Origin of the sequence: Albidovulum marisflavi (assembly GCF_025751435.1) — a bacterium.
GTDB lineage: Bacteria > Pseudomonadota > Alphaproteobacteria > Rhodobacterales > Rhodobacteraceae > Albidovulum > Albidovulum marisflavi.
In genome coordinates this window covers 525,485-543,322 of sequence record NZ_JAOWKY010000001.1, presented here as the reverse complement: position 1 = coordinate 543,322, position 17,838 = coordinate 525,485, and the positions used below count along the sequence as shown (strand labels likewise).

Here is a 17,838-nt window from a genome sequence, read left to right as displayed (position 1 = left end):
CGAGATGCGGATCAGCCCTTGAACGCGGCGATCGACTTCACCTGCATCACCGCGAGCTTGACGATTTTGGAGCGCTTCTCATTCACCGCGTCATCGTCGCCCTCAAGACCCAACGTTCCCTGGTCGAACCCTTTGAACTTCTCGAAGTCCTTCCAGAACTTGGCGCGGTAGTTCTGCAGCTGCGCGACCGAGTTCGACACGCTGCGGCCCTGTTGCTTGATGTTCGACTCCCAGCTTTCCTTGCTGGGGCTGCGCAGGAAGGTCGCGGCACCTGTCGCGAATTTCTTGAGCGAGTCGTTCAGGAACTTGGCGGCCAGATCGTTCTTCTTCTGGATGTCCGCCTTCACCTTCTCGACCGGCTTCTCAAGATCAAGGCTCTTGCACCCGACGCGCAGCCACTCGGCCTCCTTCTGGACGGCTGCCGCTGCCTTGGCCGCGTCCTTGCCGCCGATGGCCTTGCCCAGCTTCGACTCGGCATCCTTCGCCGCCTTGATGACGTTGTCCAGTTCCTTGGCGAACGGCACAACGGTTGCAGCGTAATGCTTCTTGGCGCGATCCACCGCATCCTGAAGTTCGTCCATCGTCTTCAAGGGATTGGATGACGGATCCAGCACGGACTTGTCGATCTTCTTGAAAGCCGCCTCGGCCTTGGTCAGCGCGTCGCCAAGCCCGGTCTTGGTCAGCTTTCCGATCTTTCCCTTGGCCTTTTGCCAATCGGCATTGGTAAGTGCCTTCGGGTAGTTCAGCGAATAGATGTCGATGCCAGCCATGTTCCCTCCAAGATGAAATCCCTTGGCGAAACATGCCCGCACAACCGCCAGAGGTAAAACGGGAAATTTCACGCGTTTTTCCACCCGGGCCCAAAATCCGGCCTTTGTTCGCGATTGACCCTTGTGCCGACGGCTGAATCCGACTAAACGCCTCCCCGTCGGAGCGTAGCGCAGCCTGGTAGCGCACCTGCTTCGGGAGCAGGGGGTCGGAGGTTCGAATCCTCTCGCTCCGACCAGAATTCCCGAAATCCCCGAAGCGTATCACGAAAGCCCCACGACAAGGTCGCTTTCTGTCCAGACCTTTGCCCGTGCGCGGTTAGGTTGCGGTCGGGGAGGACCGAACATGCGCAGATTGGATCGCAAACGAGGGGAAAGCCGCACGGGCAGTCAGGGCGCACGCGCCGTGCGATACCACCACCTGTCGCATCCCTTCGCGCCGCAATCGGTCTTCTCGGACGACGCCATCGCCGGGATGCATGACACAGCACTTCGCGTTCTGGAGGAATTGGGCGTACGTTTCCTGCTGCCCGAGGCGCGCACGATCTTCGCCGCCGCCGGGGCCGTCGTCGACGAGGAAACCCAGATGGTGCGGATCGGGCGCGACATCGTGGCCAGCGCCCTTACCTCCGCCCCGCGATCAATCCGGCTTCGCGCCGCCGATGCGCGCCACGAACAGACCTATGCGCAGGGCCGCCTTCTGTTCGGCGGGTCGGGCGGATGCCCCAATGCGACGGACCGCATCCGTGGGCGCAGGCCCGGCAGCCTGTCGGACTTCGAGGATGCGCTGAAGCTGCAGCAGCATTTCGACGTCATCCACATCCTCAGCCCCTCGGCAGAGCCGCAGGACGTGCCGGTCAACCTGCGCCACTACGCGATGATGCGGTCGCAGATGATGATCGGGACGAAGCCGCTCTTCGCCTACGCGCGCGGGCGGCGGCAGGTCGCAGACAGCTTCGATCTGGTCCGGATCGGGCTGGACCTGGACGAAGCCGCCTGGAACGACGGCGTGTGGTGCAAGACCATCATCAACTCGAACTCGCCGCGCCTGATCGACGTGCCGATGGCCGAGGGCATCATCGACTTTGCCCGCGCGGGACAGCTGTCGATCATCACCCCCTTCTGCCTGGCGGGCGCGATGGCCCCCGTGACGGTCGCGGGCGCGCTGGTCCTTCAACATGCCGAGGCGCTGGCCTGCATCGCGCTGGCGCAACTGGCCAGTCCGGGCGCGCCAGTCAGCTACGGCGGATTTTCGTCGAACGTGGACATGAAATCGGGCGCGCCCGCCTTCGGCACGCCCGAGCATCTGAAGATGCAGATCGGATCTGGGCAGCTTGCGCGGCTGACCGGCTTGCCCTGGCGGTCGGCGGCTGGCTCCGCCGGCAACACGGCCGACGTGCAGGCGGCGACGGAAAACACGATGGGGCTGTGGGGCGCGCTCATGTCCAACGCCACGCTCACCGTCCATTCAGCGGGCTGGCTCGAAGGCGGTCTGACCTTCGGATACGAGAAGTTCATCCTGGACGTCGAGGCGCTTCAGACCATCGCAGAACTGTGTGAACGGCCTGACTCCGACGCCGCCGCCATGGCGTTCGACGCGATTGCCGAAGTTGCGCCGGGCGGACACTTCTTTGCGGCAGCGCACACTATGGAACGTTACGACCGGGCGTTCTATACGCCGCTTGTGGCCGACCTGAGCAATTACGGAACCTGGACGGAACACGGCGCGAAAACCGCGACAGAGCGTGCGACCGCAATCTGGCAACGCGCCCTGACCGAGTTCGAACCCCATGCCGGTTCGGCCGCGGCGGCGGACAGGCTCGCGCCGTTCATCGAAAGGCGGACGGCCCAGGGCGGGGCCGCGCCGTCGGAATAGCGCGCCCTCAAGGCGGCTGGGGCGAAAGGGAGAGCAGATTGCGTCTGGGTATTTTCGTTCTGATCCTCGGCTATGTGCTGAGCCAGTTCTATCGCGCCTTCCTTGCCGTCCTTGCCCCGGTCCTTGGCTCGGAAATCGGCGTGACCCCGGCGGATCTCGCGATATCCTCGGGGCTTTGGTTCTTTTCTTTCGCGGTGATGCAGATGCCCGTCGGCGTGGCGCTGGACCGCGTCGGACCGCGGATCACCGCCTCGGCGCTTCTGGCCCTGGGCGGCGCGGGCGGGGCACTGATCTTTGCGCTGGCCCAGGGACCGGTGGCCATCCACGCCGCGATGGTGCTGATCGGCATCGGATGTTCGCCCGTCCTGATGGCGAGCTATTTCATCTTCGCGCGCATCTACTCGCCCGCCGTCTTCGGAACGCTGGCCGGGATGATCATCGGCTTCGGCTCGCTTGGGAACATCGCGGGTTCTGCGCCGCTGGCGATGCTTGTCGCGGCGGTCGGCTGGCGCGCGGCGCTGTTCGGGCTGGCGGCGACGACGCTGGCCGTGGCGGCCACGCTGGCAATCTGCATCCGCGATCCCGAGCGCATCACTGCCGCCAACGGTCAGCGCGGATCGGTGCTGGACCTGCTGAAGCTGCCGGGCTTCTGGGCGATCCTGCCGCTGATGGCCGTGGCCTATGCGCCCGCAGCCTCGATCAGGGGCCTCTGGGCCGGCCCGATGCTGAGCGACCTCTACGGCGCCGACAGCACGCGCATCGGCACGGCCACGCTTGCGATGGGCCTGGCCATGGTGGCGGGCAACTTTGCCTACGGCCCGCTGGACCGGCTGTTCCGTACGCGCAAATGGGTCGTCTTCTGCGGCAACGTGCTGGCGGCGGTCGCGATCGCCGTTCTGGCCGCCATGCCCGACGCGGGGTTCTGGGGCGTGACGGCCTTTCTTGCCGCGCTTGGACTTTTCGGTGCGTCCTTCCCGGCGATCATGGCGCATGGGCGCGCATTCTTTCCGCCGCATCTGATCGGCCGGGGCGTGACGTTCCTGAACATGTTCGGGATCGGCGGCGCCGGCATCCTGCAATTCAGTTCGGGGTCGGTGTTCCGGATGGCTTCGGGCAACACCGCGGAAGCGGCCTATTCGGCGCTGATGATCTTCTTCCTTGCCCCCCTTGTCCTTGGGCTCGCGATCTATCTGTTCAGCCGGGAAGCCCCCGATTGAGGCTTCCGGCCCGGCACCGCCTGCGCTAGGCAGGTCGTGAAAGGAAGCGTCATGCGGATGGACACCTCCGATATCGAAGTGATCGCGCCGAACCTGAAGCGGCGCCTGTCGGGCGTCACGGCCACGATCGCGCGGCTTGTCCCGATTCAGTCGGGCATGATCGGCATCGCCGCGACAGGCCCCGGCCTGCCGTCGGACATCCCCCATCTGCCGCTATGGCGCTGCTTCGTGCTGCCGCGCGACCGGCTTCGGGTGTGGCATGCGCGGCGCAACACGGAGATGCTGCTGGGGCTTTTCCTGCGCCACATCCTGCGCCGCAGGCTGAAACTTCTGTTCACCTCCGCCTCGCAGCGCAAGCACAGCCGCTATACAAAGTGGCTGATCGGACGCATGGACAGGGTGATCGCGACCTCGCGCAAGACCGCCGCCTATCTTGACCGGCCAGCCGACGTCGTGCTGCACGGAATTGAAACCGCGGGCTTTTCCCCGCCCGCGGATCGCGCGGCGCTTCGGCGCGGCCTGGGCCTGCCCGAGAATGCGGTGATATTCGGCTGTTACGGCCGCATCCGCGCGCAGAAGGGAACCGACGCCTTCGTGGATGCGGCGATCCGCTTGCTGCGGGACCGGCCGCAGGCGGTTGCCGTCGTCATGGGCCGCGCGACGTCAGAGCACACGGCGTTTCTTGCGGGCCTTCGCGACGCCGTCGCCGCGGCGGGGCTGTCCGATCGCATCCTCTTCCCGCCCGAGGTGACGGTGGACCGGATCGCGGACTGGTACCGCGTGCTTGACCTTTACGTCGCCCCGCAACGGTGGGAGGGCTTCGGCCTGACCCCGCTTGAGGCCATGGCCTGCGGCGTTCCCGTCGTCGCCACCCGCGTCGGCGCGTTCGAGGAACTGGTCGAGGAGGGCAGGACCGGAACGCTGGTGCCCGCCGGCGATGTCCCGGCGCTGGCCCATGCCATCGCGCACTGGATCGACGACCCTGCCCGCCTGTCCGAATCTGGCCCCGCCAGCCGCGCGCACGTCCTGGCCAATCACCGGATCGAAGGAGAGGCAGAGCGTCTGGTCGCGATCTACAAGGACCTCCTGGCGCAGGATTGAAGCCGGCGCCAGGGACCCGGCACGTTGCATGACGCAGGCCCTTGGGCTACCAGAGATCAACCTTGATGGCACAGGCGTCCCGCCGGCCTCCGAACCCGCCCGAGACCGTGACCGAAGCACCGAACATCGCCAAGAAACTGCGCCGCCTGAACTACTGGATCACCGATCGCGCGATCCGCGGAGTTCTGGCGGCCCTTCGGCTGGTGCCGTTCGACACGCGCAGGACGCTTGGCGCACGCTTCGTCTCGGGCGTGGTCGCGCCGCTGGCGGGCTTTCGCAAGCGGGTCAGGGAAAACCTGGCGCTGGTCCTGCCGGAGCTGCCCGAGGCCGAGGTGAGCCGGATGATACGCGCCGTGCCCGCGAACATGGGCCGGACCATCGTGGAATTGTATTCGCCAGAGGACCTGAAGGCACGGGTGCGGGATGAACCCTTCCAGGGCCCGGGCGTCGCCGCGCTGGAACAGGCGCACCGGACGGGTCGCGGCGTGATGCTGGTGACGGGCCATATCGGGAACTACGATTCGCTGCGCGCAGCGCTGATCGCGCGCGGATATCGCGTGGGCGGGCTGTACAAGCCCATGCGCAACCCCTTCTTCAACGAACACTACGTCGCCACGATCTCGCGCATCGGGCAGCCCCTGTTTTCCCGGACCCGTCAGGGCATGGCCGCGATGGTCCGCTTCCTGCGCGAAGGCGGCATGGTGGGCGTCGTTCTGGACCAGCATACCGGCCTCGGCGAGCCGTTGATGTTCATGGGCCGCCCGGCGATGACCGGGCTTGCGGTCGCAGAGATGGCGCTGCGCTATGACGCGCTGCTTCTGCCCTGTTACGGCATCCGGCGCGATGACGGCGGTTTCACGCTGTGGTTTGACGAACCGGTCGAACCTTCCGACGCGATGACCATGACACAGGCGCTGAACGACGACCTGGAACGCCAGGTGCGCGCCCACATGGACCAGTGGCTCTGGACGCATCGGCGCTGGAAGGGCATGCGCGCCGGCGAGAAGCCGGATGACGAGCAGGCGGAGGAGGCACCTTGAACCGCCTGCGCTTCCTGATCGCACGGACACTGCGGCAAGAGGCGCCGATTTCGGCGCTGTCCGATCCGCGTCCGGCCCTCATGGCGGAACTTGCGGGAAAGCGTGTCGCCCTGGTCGGCAATGCCCGTTCCCTGGCGCAGGGTCATTCCGGCCGCGCGATCGACGCCGCGGACCTGGTCATCCGCATCAACCGCGCGCCGATGCCCGAAGCCGAAAGCCACGGCACCCGCACCGACTGGCTTGCGCTGGCGGTTCGTCCCGGCGCGGGCGATCTGGCACGGCTTGCGCCGTCCCGCATCCTGTGGATGTCGCACAAGCGAAAGCGTCTGCCCTGGGGCGTCGCCAACTCTCCCGGCTTCTATCTCTACCCGCTTGGCGACTGGACCAGGTTGCGCGACGCACTTGGCGCCCCGCCCACGACCGGACTGATGATGATCGACCTGCTGGCAACAAGCGACCTGTCCGCCCTTGACCTCTACGGTTTCGACTTCTTCGCCTCGCTTTCCCTGACCGGCAGCCGCGGCGCGGCGCAGGTCCCGCACGATTTCGCGGCGGAGAAGGCCTGGGTCGATGCCCTGATCGCCCGCGACCCGCGGATCCGGCTGACCGCTGGCTGAGACATTCGCCGCAGTGCCGCAACTTGCCCTTTCATTACGCACCGCTTTCGGCTAAGGGGCCTCGTCTTTAACGTGAGGAGACCCCAGATGGGCTACAAGGTCGTTGTCGCCGGCGCCACGGGGAATGTGGGCCGCGAAATGCTGAACATCCTCGCCGAGCGGGAATTCCCCGTCGACGAGATCGCCGCGCTTGCCAGCCGCAAGTCGCTTGGCACCGAGGTTTCGTTCGGCGACAAGACCCTCAAGACCAAGGACCTCGACACGTTCGACTTCGCCGGCTGGGACATCGCGCTGTTCGCGGTGGGATCCGAGGCCACGAAGGTCTATGCACCCAAGGCCGCCGCGGCGGGCTGCGTCGTGATCGACAACTCCTCGCTCTATCGCTACGACCCGGAGATCCCGCTGGTCGTGCCGGAAGTGAACCCGGAAGCGGTCGAGCAATACAAGAACAAGAACATCATCGCGAACCCCAACTGCTCGACCGCGCAGATGGTCGTCGCGCTGAAGCCGCTGCACGACCGCGCCCGGATCAAGCGCGTCGTGGTCTCGACCTACCAGTCCGTTTCGGGCGCGGGCAAGGCCGGCATCGACGAGCTTTGGGACCAGACCAAGTCGATCTACAACCCGACCGACGACGTCGCGCCCAAGAAGTTCACCAAGCAGATCGCCTTCAACGTCATCCCGCACATCGACGTCTTCATGGACTCCGGCGAGACCAAGGAAGAATGGAAGATGGTCGCTGAGACCAAGAAGATCCTGGACAAGTCGATCAAGGTCACCGCGACCTGCGTGCGTGTGCCCGTCTTCGTGGGCCACTCCGAGGCCATCAACCTCGAATTCGAGGATTTCCTGGATGAGGACGAGGCCCGCGACATCCTGCGCGAGGCGCCCGGCATCATGGTCGTCGACAAGCGCGAAAACGGCGGCTACATCACGCCGATCGAATGCGTTGGCGAATACGCGACCTATATCAGCCGCATCCGCCAGGACTCGACGATCGACAACGGCCTGAACCTGTGGTGCGTCAGCGACAACCTGCGCAAGGGCGCGGCGCTGAACGCCGTTCAGATCGCCGAGACGCTGGGCAACCGCTGCCTCAAGAAGGGCTGATCCTCCCGGCAAAGGGACACCCATCGGCGCCCCATGGGGCGCCGATTTCGTCTTGGCCTCAGCGTTTCTTCAGCGCGTCCATCAGCGCCGCGCCGAAGGCGCCTTGCGATGGCGCGGGACCGGTGCTCATCGGGCGCTTCGCCGCACCGGGCTTGCCGCCGCCGGGCCTCTGGCCTTCGCCGCGCAGGGCCTTGTCCTCGCGTGCGGACGTTCCGCCGTCCTTCCGCATCGTCAGCCCGATGCGCTTGCGCGGTACGTCGACCTCGGTGACACGAACCTTCACCACGTCACCGGCCTTCACGACCTCATGCGGGTCCTTGACGAAGCGGTCGGCCAGCTGGCTGACATGGACCAGACCGTCCTGGTGCACACCGATATCGACGAAGGCGCCGAAGGCCGCGACGTTCGTCACCGTGCCTTCCAGGACCATTCCGGGCTTCAGGTCCTTGATGTCCTCGACGCCTTCCGCGAAGGTCGCGGTCACGAAGCTGGGGCGCGGGTCGCGGCCGGGTTTTTCCAGTTCCGCCAGGATGTCACGCACAGTCGGCAGACCGAAGCTGCCGGTCACGAAATCCTCGGCGCGAAGCTTGCGCAGAGCGCTCGTGTCCCCCATCAGCGCGCGGATATCCCGCCCGCAGGCCTTCACGATCCTGCGCGCGACATCATAGGCTTCGGGATGGACCGCTGAGGCATCCAGAGGCTCCTCGCCTTCGCGGATGCGCAGGAAGCCCGCGCATTGCTCGAACGCCCGCGGCCCCAGCCGCGACACGTCCAGAAGTGTCTTGCGCGACCGGAAGGGCCCGTTCGCATCCCTGTGCGCGACGATGGCTTCGGCCAGTCCCGGCCCAAGGCCCGACACATGGGTCAGCAGCGCGGCCGAGGCGGTGTTCAGGTCAACACCCACCGCGTTCACGGCGTCCTCGACCACCGCCTCCAGCGATTTGGCCAGGCGGTACTGGTCGACGTCGTGCTGGTACTGGCCGACGCCGATCGACTTCGGCTCGATCTTCACCAGTTCGGCCAGCGGGTCCTGCAGGCGCCGCGCGATGGAAACCGCGCCGCGCAGCGACACGTCAAGATCGGGGAATTCCTTCGCGGCCAGTTCCGAGGCCGAATAGACCGACGCCCCCGCCTCTGACACGACGACCTTGGTCGGTGTCTGCACGCCCTTGGGCAGGCGCTTCAGCGCCTCGGCGACAAGGCGCTCGGTTTCGCGGCTGGCCGTGCCGTTGCCGATGGCGATCAGCTCGACGCCGTGCCGCGCGATCAGCGCCAGAAGCGCCGCTTCGGCCCCGACCAGATCGCTTTTGGGCGGGAAGGGATAAAGCGTGGCCGTCGCCATCAGCTTGCCGGTCGCGTCCACGACCGCTGCCTTCACGCCGGTTCGGATGCCGGGATCAAGGCCCAGCGTCGCCCGCGCGCCCGCGGGCGCGGCCAGAAGCAGGTCCTTGAGGTTCCGCGCGAACACCCCGATCGCCTCTTCATGGGCGCGGCCGCGCAGGTCCGAGAGAAGCTCGAGCATCATCGAGGTCGACAGCTTCACCCGCCAGGTCCAGCCCGCTGCGGCGCGCAGCCACTGGTCGCCCGGCAGCGTGCCGCGGGTGGCCAGCGCGGCGGCCACGATCGCCTCGGCCCGCTTGCCCCCATCCTCGCCCGCAGGGGCGATGTCGATGGTCACGACACCTTCGTTCGCCGCGCGCAGGATCGCCAGCGCGCGGTGCGACGCGATCTTCGACCAAGGCTCGGAATGGGCGAAGTAGTCGGAATACTTGGCGCCCTTCTCTTCCTGCCCCGGTACGACGCGGGCGACGATCTCCGCCTCCTTCTGCATGAAGGCACGCAGGTCGCCCAGAAGCGCCGCGTTTTCCGTCAGGCCCTCGGCCACGATGTCGCGCGCGCCCGTCAGCGCATCCTTCACGGTCGGCACCGCCTCGGTCACGTAGCCCGCCGCGAGCGTCTCGGGATCCGCGGCGCGGTCGGCCAGGATCGCCTCGGCCAGCGGTCCCAGCCCGTTTTCGCGCGCGATCATCGCCTTGGTTCGCCGCTTGGGCTTGTAGGGCAGGTAGATGTCCTCAAGCTCGGCCTTGGTCTCGGCCCTGGCGATGGCGGCGGACAGATCGTCGGTCAGCTTGCCCTGCTCGGTGATCGAAGACAGGATCGCCACCCGCCGCGCTTCAAGCTCTCGCAGGTAGTCCAGACGATCGGCCAGCTTGCGAAGCTGGGTGTCGTCTAGGCCGCCCGTCACCTCCTTGCGGTAGCGCGCGACGAAGGGAACCGTCGCGCCCCCGTCCAGAAGCTCCACCGCGGCGTTCACCTGCTGGGGCTTGGCGCCGATCTCTTCGGCGATGGTCCGGGCGATGCGCTGGCTCGTGTCCAAGGGGTCCTCCATGACTGCGGACCGTCTTCATAGCGGCGCGTCCGGCCAAGGCCAAGCCGTCAGTTCAGCGTGACCGACACCGTGGCGCCGCGGCCCTTGGCGTCGATGACCGAAAGACGGTAGAAGCCGCGCCCGCCCAGGGACAGAAGCGTTTCGCGCGCCGTCTGTCCCGTGGCCACGGGCGCACCGTTCACCAGCCAAAGGAAGGGCGCCGTGCCGTCGCGCAGACGCACCGCAAGCATGCCGTCTGGCGCTTCGATCACGGCGCCGTCGGGGGGAAAGGCTACCTTGGGATCGTCGGGCGTCGCCAGGCTGAACGCCGCTGCGCGCGGGCGGAACTGACGCAGCGGTTGCGGCAGGCGCGCGTTCGGAAGGATCAACGTGGCGGGCGGCGGAGGCGGCAGGGGATCGAAGCCCGGCTTCAGCCGTCCGAACACCTCGAACAGGATGGGCGCGGCCAGATCGCCGCCGAACGCGCCGGGGACCGGGGTGCCGTCCGCCCGCCCCATCCAGACGCCCGCCACATGCGCACCGTCGAACCCCACCGCCAGCGCGTCGCGGTGCCCGTAGCTGGTGCCGGTCTTGTAGGCCAGTCGCCCAGGTGCGCCACCTGCGGGCGGCGGCATTCGGGACAGGATGTCGGTCACCAGCCATGCGGCCTGGGCCCCAAACAGCCGTTGCGGCAGTTCCGACGCACCCCCCGGCACGGCGGACAGGCGCATGGGCCGGCCCAGCCGGGCAAGCCCCGCATAGATTTGGACAAGGTCCTGAAGGGAGATTCCTATCCCCCCAAGCGCGATGGCCAGGCCCGGTTGTCCGCCCGGCACCTCGGCCCGCGCCCCGGCGCGGCGCAGACCGGCCAGAAGGTTCGCGGGTCCGATGGCTTCGGTCAGGCTGACGACGGGAATGTTCAGCGACTGGATCAGCGCCTCGCGCACGCTCAGGCTTCCGCGGAACTGCCGGTCGAAGTTCTGCGGCTCGTAGGTACCAAAGGCGGTCGGGCGGTCGTCGATCTGGGTTTCGGGGTGCGCCAGCCCCTGATCGAAGGCGAGCGCGTAGACGAATGGCTTCAGCGTCGATCCCGGTGACCGCAGGGCGCGCGTCATGTCGACGAACCCCTGCCGCCGAGCATCGCCCCAGTCGGCGGTTCCGACCGAGGCAAGGATTTCGCCGTTGCGGTGATCGGCAACGACGATCGCGACCGATACCCGGTCACCGGCCCGGCGCGCGGCCTGTTGCGCCAGGGTTTCCAGCGCCGCCTGCAACGTCGCGTTCAGCGTTGTCCGGTGCAGCCGCGCCGAGCGGTCGGCGCGCCGCAATGCCTCGGACAGAAGCGGCGCATGATCGGGGAAGTCGCGGCGAAGCGCTGCAACACGCTCGCTTCTTGCCGCCGCGACGCGGTCCGGGGTCAGGATGCCCGCCGCTTCCATCCGCGTCAGAACGCGGTCACGCGCCTGTTCGGCGCGTGCCGCGAACCGGTCCGGGCGGCGCGCTTCGGGGCTTTGCGGGATCGCGACCAGCAACGCCGCCTGCGCGGCGGTCAGGTGCCGCGGCTCCTTGCCGAAATAGGCAAGCGAGGCGGCGCGCACCCCTTCCAGATTGCCGCCATAGGGCGCCAGCCGCAGATACAGGTCAAGGATCCCGGTCTTGGTCAGCCGCCGCTCAAGCGCCAGCGCGACGCGGATCTGGCGCAGTTTTCCGGACCAGCGCCCGGTCCCGCCGCCCTCGAGCAGACGCGCGACCTGCATGGTCAGCGTCGAGCCGCCGGAGACGATCCGTCCGTTGAACACGGCTTGCCCGGCGGCCCGGAGCATGGCCATCGGATCGACGCCGGCGTGGTCGTGAAAGCGCCGGTCCTCGTAGGCGATCAGCATCTCGGGGAACAGCGGGTCGACGGGTCCCGGTTCCAGGCGCCAGCGCCCATCCGCGACGGTGAAGGCACGCAAGAGCGCATCGTCGCGGTCACGCACCTCGACCGAGGTTTCGATCGAAAGCGGGGGCAGCGCGGTTGCCGCCACCCAGTCATCGAACCCGTCGCGCGCCAGCCCGACAGCGAACAGCATCGCGGCCGCCAGGAATGGACCGCGCGCCCTCATCTAGTCGCTCACGATGACCCGGCCCTCGTCCGATCGGGCGCGGAAATCGGGGCGGTACATGTCCTCGACCGTCGCGGCCGGCAGACGATAGTTGCCGGGCGACACGGCGCGGACGATATAGGCCAGGCGGAAGGGTCGGGACGATGTCCAGTCGACCGCCGCGAGGAACCTGTCCTGCCGGAACTCGACGGTGCGGGGGCTTTCGATGGGTTCGAGCCAGTCAAGCGCCGCGATGTCCCCGCCGCGGATCAGGTTGGGGTTGTCGATCTCGAAGCCGGCCGGCAGCGGGTCGTCGACCATCAGCCGCGCCTCGCCCCCGCCAAGGGGCGTCACCTCGATCACCGTCACAAGGCGCGTACCCTGCGCGACGCTTGAGGTGTCGGCAGGCTTGCCATCCAGATCGTACCAGCTGCGTGTGATGGCATAGCCATTGCCGCCAGCGGGCTCTGGTGCCGCGGGCACGCCAAAGACCGAAAGCGTCAGCGTCGCTTCGGCGGTGCCGGCGTTGGCGATGATCTGCGCCGGTCCGTTATCCGGCGTATCCGCCGCCATCCGGACAAGCGGGCCCGTCAGGGGCGCGCCGTTGACGGCAAAGCGGGCGCCGGTATCGGACGCCGCCAGCGCATGGGCCGCAAGCAGCGCCCAGGTCGCCTCCTGCGTCGAAAGCCGTTGGGACGACAGATGCGCCGCAACCGACTGGCCGATGGCCTCCTGGGGAACAGCCTGCGACCCCGCCTCGGCCGCAAGCGCCAGGACGGCGGCGGCATCGCGCAGCCCGGTTCCGTAGTCCGACCGCCAGATCTGCGCTTCCTGCCCCGTGCCCGCCAGGGTCTGGTTGCGCGACAGGATCTCTGCCGCCTGCCTGAACATCGCATCCGCCCGCCGCTGATCACCATAAAGGGCCAGCGCCGCGCCAAGCTGCGCTGCCGCGATCGGCGTGTCGAAGGCCGCGGCGCGAACATCGGCATAATAGCGCAAGTCCCCCGTGGCCGCAGCGCCTTCGCGGGCTAGCACCATCATCGCATAGGCATAGGGGCCGCCCCCTTCGTCGAATTCGGGCGCGTAGTTCAGCTGGTTCCTGAGATTGTCCAGCGCGTTTCGGAACGCGGCGTCAGGCACCTCATGGCCCTGCGACCTTGCGCGGCTGAGGAAATCGGTAACGAAGGCATCCAGCCACAGATCGCCCGCTTCGGGGGACCACAGCCCGAAGGCGCCGCCGGGCGCCTGGTTGACCAGGACTTGCCCGATGGCCTCTTGCACGCGCTGGCGGATGCCCGCCGGATCGCCTGCACTGTCCATCGCCGTGGCCATCTGCTCGAAATAAAGCAGAGGCATGGCCTTCGAGGTGACCTGTTCGGTGCAGCCATAAGGATAACGGTCAAGCGAGGCGAGCAGACCGGGCGCGTTGAACCGCGCCATCGGCCCCAGCGCCAAGGTCGCCCTTCCGGTTCCCGGCAGGAAGTCCGAAAAGACGTCGTCGTCCAGCGTGAATGTGGCTCCGGGGGCAAGCGCGAACTGATGCTGGCGAAGCGCCTCCGGATCGTTGGCGCGCACCGGAACCGTCAGCGACTTGACCAGCTGCCGACCGTCCGGCGTCGTCAGCGCCACGCGGATCGTCGCGTCGGTTTCCTCTGCCGGGGCAGTGATGGGAACCGAAAGCGCGGCCTTCCCCCTTTCAGCCAGATCAAGCCCGGACGGTGCGGTTCCCAGACCCAGCCCCTGGGCCGAAACATCCAGCCCCACGCGACCTGCGGGCCCCGTCGCATGAACGATTTCCAGCCGCAACGCGCTTTCATCGCCGGGCGCCAGGAAGCGTGGCAGAGAGGCGGTGACGACCACCGGGTCGCGGACCAGCACCTCCTGCTGCGCCTGGCCCACCGCCGACCGGGACCAGGCCACGGCCATCACGCGGACGGTTCCGTTGAAGGACGGCAAGGCGAACTGCGTCCGCGCGTAGCCGTCCGGACCGACCGTCAGCGGGCCGGAGAAATAGGCCACGAGCTCTTCGGTCGGGGGCGGCGCCTGCAGCCGGACCGTTCCGGCGTCGCCACCCGATCGCACCTGTCCCATCGCCCCGCTCTGGCCGTCGATCAGCCGGCCATAGACGTCGCGGATCGCCATGCCAAGGCGCTGCTGGCCAAAGTAGTGGCCCTCGGGGTCGGGCGCGCCATAGCCCGTCAGGTTCAGGATTCCCGCATCCACCGCCGCGATCGTGACCTGAGCCGTTTCGCCGGGCGCGATGCCCTCGACCCTGACCGCGACGGGAAGCGGCCCGCGCGGATCGGCCTCGGGCGCGACCTCGATCGTGGTCGCCAGCCGCCTTGGACCGGGATCCACCGGCGCATAGGACAGGCCAAGCGCACGCGCCGGCGTGCGGCCCGCCGCCACGTCCATGGGCCGAAGGACCGACGCGGTGACATAGGCGCCTGCGCCCCAGTCATCGGTCACCGGCAGGTCCACCGTGTTTTCACCCTCGGCCACCGGCACGGCCTTCATCGCGATCAAGCGGTTCGACACGACGCTGATCAGCGCCACCCCGGCCGCGCGCGGCACGATGCGGACATGCGCCGTGTCGCCCGTGCGGTATTCCCGCTGGTCCAGCGCAAGCTCCAGCGTGTCGGGCGTGCTGGCCGCATCCGCCGGAACATACCAGCCGGCGTAGAAAGCCAGGGATGACACGCTGGACCCTCCGTCGGCCGCCTCGACCACAAGCTCGTATTCGCCCCAGTCGACACGGCCCTCGATCCGGACCGGATCGCCGCCGATCTCTGCCGTGCCTTCGTCGGCCCGCGTCCGGACCGTCGACACATCCCAGTTCCACTGGCCATACAGCGAATACCACTGGTAGCGCCGCTCAAGCCGGTTCAGACGCCAGCGCACCTTCATCGCCGCGGGCGCCCCGTCCGATCCGACGGCGATCAACTGAAACTCGGCCGGCGTGCCTTGGGGCGATACGCCGTCCTTGAAGGCGGGCTTGATCCCGATGACGGGGCTGTCGGGCAGAACCAGCCGCTCGATGCTCCGCTCCACCGGCCTGCCGGACCCTTCCGTCAGGCGGATTCCATAGCGCACCGACAGCGGACGGGCCGCTTCCGGTCCCAGTTCCGGCAGCCTGAATTTGACGCTGGCCCGCCCCATCGCATCGGTCGCGCCGGGATCGGGAAGGTAATCGTAATAGATCGGAAACTCGGAATCATGGCGGCCAAAGCGGAAACCGGGATAATCCGCAAGCTCCGCGACCGAGCGGATGCGGAAGTCCCCCTCGATCGGAAGGTCGGCACCCGGCGCGCCGAACAGATAGCGCGCGTCGATCCCGATTTCGGCCCTTGCGCCAAGCGATTGCGGGCCCTCGGCCATGCTCAGGTCGAACGCGATCCGCTCGGGCAGGAAATCCTCGACCAGGAAGGACTGGGAGGCCAGTACCGGGCCCGTTTCCTCGGCCCGGGCTTCCATCCGCCAGGTCCCGCGCGCAGCGGTTTCGGCCAGATCGAACGAAACCGCCCGCCCGCCCGCGCCGGCGTCGGGCGCGACGGTGCGGGCGTATTCGACGCCGTCAGGCCGCACAAGGCGCACGGTCAGCGGCAGTCCCTCGATCGCGGCGACTTCTGCATCGCGGGCCAGGATCGTCGCATTCACCACCTCGCCGGCGCGGTAGGCGCCCCGATCGGTCGCCATAAACACGTCGACCGCCGGCGCTGCTGGCCGTCCGGCAACGCCACGGTCCGACAGGTCGAACTCGGGCTCTGTCAACGACAGATAGGAAAAGTCCTCACCGCTTTCGACCGTCACCAGCGCCGGCGCCTGCCCCCCGGAACCAGAGACCAGGGCGGCGGCAAAACCCGCATAGCCTTCCGCGTCGGTTTCGGCGATTGCCAAGACCGCGTTGGCGCGCGACACCAGCGTGACCGTGGCCCCGGCCTTGGCTGAGGCGTCATTCAGGCTGCGGGCAAAGACATGAAGCCCGTCCGCGCCTTGCATGGTGGTGAAGCCGATATCCGAAATCACGAACCACTGCGTGGCCGCGGCGATCCGGTCGGGGTCGGCGCCCGCGACTGCGGCCTGAAGCGCGTAGATCCCCGGCCCGAGATCCCGAAGCACCTGGTCAAGTGGCAGCCGCGTCGTCACGTCGCGGTTGGTCTCTGAGGGCGCGGTATCGGCCTCACCGCTCCAGACCCGGGCGGCATACTGGCTGGTAAAGTACTCTGCCGTCCAGCGGTCCAGCGGCCGACCCACGAAGTCTTCCCGGAATGCGGCGACAAGGTTGCGGTCCGAAACGCTCCACAAGGACAGCGACAGGTGCGGGGCATTGACCGTTTCGACCGGAATGCCGCTTTCGGCGGCGCGCGGCAGGATGTAGGCGCGGCCCGGAAATCGTACGGCCGGTTGCCGGTCGCGGACATAGGCCTGAATCGTCACGTCCTTCGCCAGCTTTTCTCCGTCCGCGGCCGGAAGCCCGGCGCGGAAGGTCACCGCGTAGCGCCTGCCGTGTTCAAGCCCGCTGATGCAGATGCGGTTGGCATCGCTTTCCACGGCCAACCGTGGATCGGTCAGCGCCACGAAGGGCGCGTAGTCGACACCCGCCACATCCAGGGCGCCCGCGAAGGTGGCGCAGATCCGCGCAACGGCGCTGTCGCTGTCGACGGTGTGTTCCTCGATCCGGAAGCCGTACTTCCCGACCGCCACGCCCAGCAACGCCGCCGCCTCGTCGCGGGGCTGGATACCCTGGGCGAGCCGCAGCGCGGGGATCATGTCGCGCCCGCGTCCAGCCGCCTCGAAGGCGCGCGCCAAGGTGAACAGCGCGCTGGTCTGCACCGCGGCCGAGTCCGACCTGAGATAGGCGTTGACGGCGGCGGACAATGCCCTTTGCGCGATCTGCATCCGGTCGACATCACCGGTATCTGCATAGGCGAGCAATAACTCGGCGTATTCGGTCCAGTCGGCGGCCGCGTCGGTCAGGTTCAGCGCCGCCCCCTGAAGCCGCATCGCGCCCGCGACGTCACCGCCGCGGCGGGCCTGCTCGACCGCTGCAAGGATTTCGTCGCTGCTGCGGCCGCCCGTGACATGCATCCGCGCCAGCCCGGCGGCAAGCGCAAACGCGGCGTCAAGGTCTTCATCCCGCAGTAAGGCCAGTTCATCCGCCCGACGCGATGCGCGCGCGATCACCTGCGGATCCGCCGTCAGGACCCGGCCCGACATGGCGCGGTCATAGGGCTGTTCCTCGGTCACGTCGGTCTTGAGAAAACAGGCGCGCGACCTGGCGTTGAAGGTCATGGCCCGGCACTCTGCCGTGGCAAGGCAGGCGCTTGAGCAGGACTCGATCGTCGTGTCGAAAAGCGCGTCAAGGTCCGATCCGAAAAAGTCGGTATCCGCCGTCATCACCAGCCGCCGTTCCGGAACAAGGTCCCGATCCTGCGCTTGGGCGGATGCGCCCGACAGCGAAAGCGCCGAAATGAAGATCAGCCCAGCAAGACGCATCCGAACCTCCCTTGACGAATGCGCGAAGGGTGACATGGGGCGCATGGGTTCGCAATGCGGATGCGCGCGCGAAAGGCGCGGCACAGATCCGGCAATCTGCACTTGACGCGGCATATCAGGCTGTATTCAGATTTTGGGCGAAGCCACGCAACCCATTCCGGG

10 protein-coding genes and 1 tRNA gene are annotated in these 17,838 nt (G+C 67.6%); 7 read left to right on the top strand and 4 right to left on the bottom strand.

Features of this window, described 5'->3' with window-relative positions:
* Nucleotides 1-11: 11 nt before the first annotated feature.
* A complete protein-coding gene (locus OEW28_RS02610; RefSeq protein WP_263733161.1) occupies nt 12-770 on the bottom strand; it encodes a hypothetical protein in 759 nt (252 codons plus the stop codon).
* Nucleotides 771-929: 159 nt separating this feature from the next.
* Between OEW28_RS02610 and OEW28_RS02605 the strand changes: the two genes are divergently transcribed.
* The 7 genes from OEW28_RS02605 (at nt 930) to OEW28_RS02575 (ending at nt 7,728) form a co-directional block, all read left to right on the top strand.
* Nucleotides 930-1,006, top strand: a tRNA-Pro gene (locus tag OEW28_RS02605).
* A 107-nt stretch (nt 1,007-1,113) separates the two neighbouring features.
* On the top strand, nt 1,114-2,643 hold the full coding sequence (locus OEW28_RS02600; protein ID WP_263733160.1) for a trimethylamine methyltransferase family protein: 1,530 nt from the start codon (nt 1,114-1,116) through the stop codon (nt 2,641-2,643).
* 38 nt (nt 2,644-2,681) lie between these two features.
* On the top strand, nt 2,682-3,860 hold the full coding sequence (locus tag OEW28_RS02595) for an MFS transporter (protein ID WP_263733159.1): 1,179 nt from the start codon (nt 2,682-2,684) through the stop codon (nt 3,858-3,860).
* A 51-nt stretch (nt 3,861-3,911) separates the two neighbouring features.
* Complete coding sequence (locus OEW28_RS02590; protein ID WP_263733158.1) at nt 3,912-4,961, top strand: glycosyltransferase family 4 protein; 1,050 nt, start codon at nt 3,912-3,914, stop codon at nt 4,959-4,961.
* A gap of 65 nt (nt 4,962-5,026) precedes the next feature.
* Nucleotides 5,027-6,001: a lysophospholipid acyltransferase family protein gene (locus tag OEW28_RS02585; protein WP_263733157.1), complete on the top strand. Its 975-nt coding sequence runs from the start codon at nt 5,027-5,029 to the stop codon at nt 5,999-6,001.
* The gene (locus OEW28_RS02580; protein ID WP_263733156.1) at nt 5,998-6,618 is read left to right on the top strand and encodes a glycosyltransferase family 29 protein; all 621 of its coding nucleotides are present in this window, start codon (nt 5,998-6,000) and stop codon (nt 6,616-6,618) included. Before OEW28_RS02585 ends, OEW28_RS02580 begins: the two co-directional genes overlap by 4 nt.
* A gap of 87 nt (nt 6,619-6,705) precedes the next feature.
* A complete protein-coding gene (locus OEW28_RS02575) occupies nt 6,706-7,728 on the top strand; it encodes an aspartate-semialdehyde dehydrogenase (RefSeq protein ID WP_263733155.1) in 1,023 nt (340 codons plus the stop codon).
* 58 nt (nt 7,729-7,786) lie between these two features.
* On the opposite strand, the gene OEW28_RS02570 is transcribed toward OEW28_RS02575, so the two are convergent.
* Genes OEW28_RS02570 through OEW28_RS02560 form a run of 3 tightly spaced genes read right to left on the bottom strand, consistent with a single transcriptional unit; the run spans nt 7,787 to nt 17,676 of the window.
* Nucleotides 7,787-10,105, bottom strand: coding sequence for a Tex family protein (locus tag OEW28_RS02570; protein ID WP_318527510.1), 2,319 nt, complete (start codon nt 10,103-10,105; stop codon nt 7,787-7,789).
* 59 nt (nt 10,106-10,164) lie between these two features.
* Nucleotides 10,165-12,201, bottom strand: coding sequence for a penicillin-binding protein 1C (gene pbpC, locus OEW28_RS02565; RefSeq protein WP_263733153.1), 2,037 nt, complete (start codon nt 12,199-12,201; stop codon nt 10,165-10,167).
* Nucleotides 12,202-17,676 (bottom strand): alpha-2-macroglobulin family protein, encoded by a 5,475-nt coding sequence (locus OEW28_RS02560; RefSeq protein WP_263733152.1) that lies wholly within the window; start codon nt 17,674-17,676, stop codon nt 12,202-12,204.
* Between the last annotated feature and the right edge of the window lie 162 nt (nt 17,677-17,838).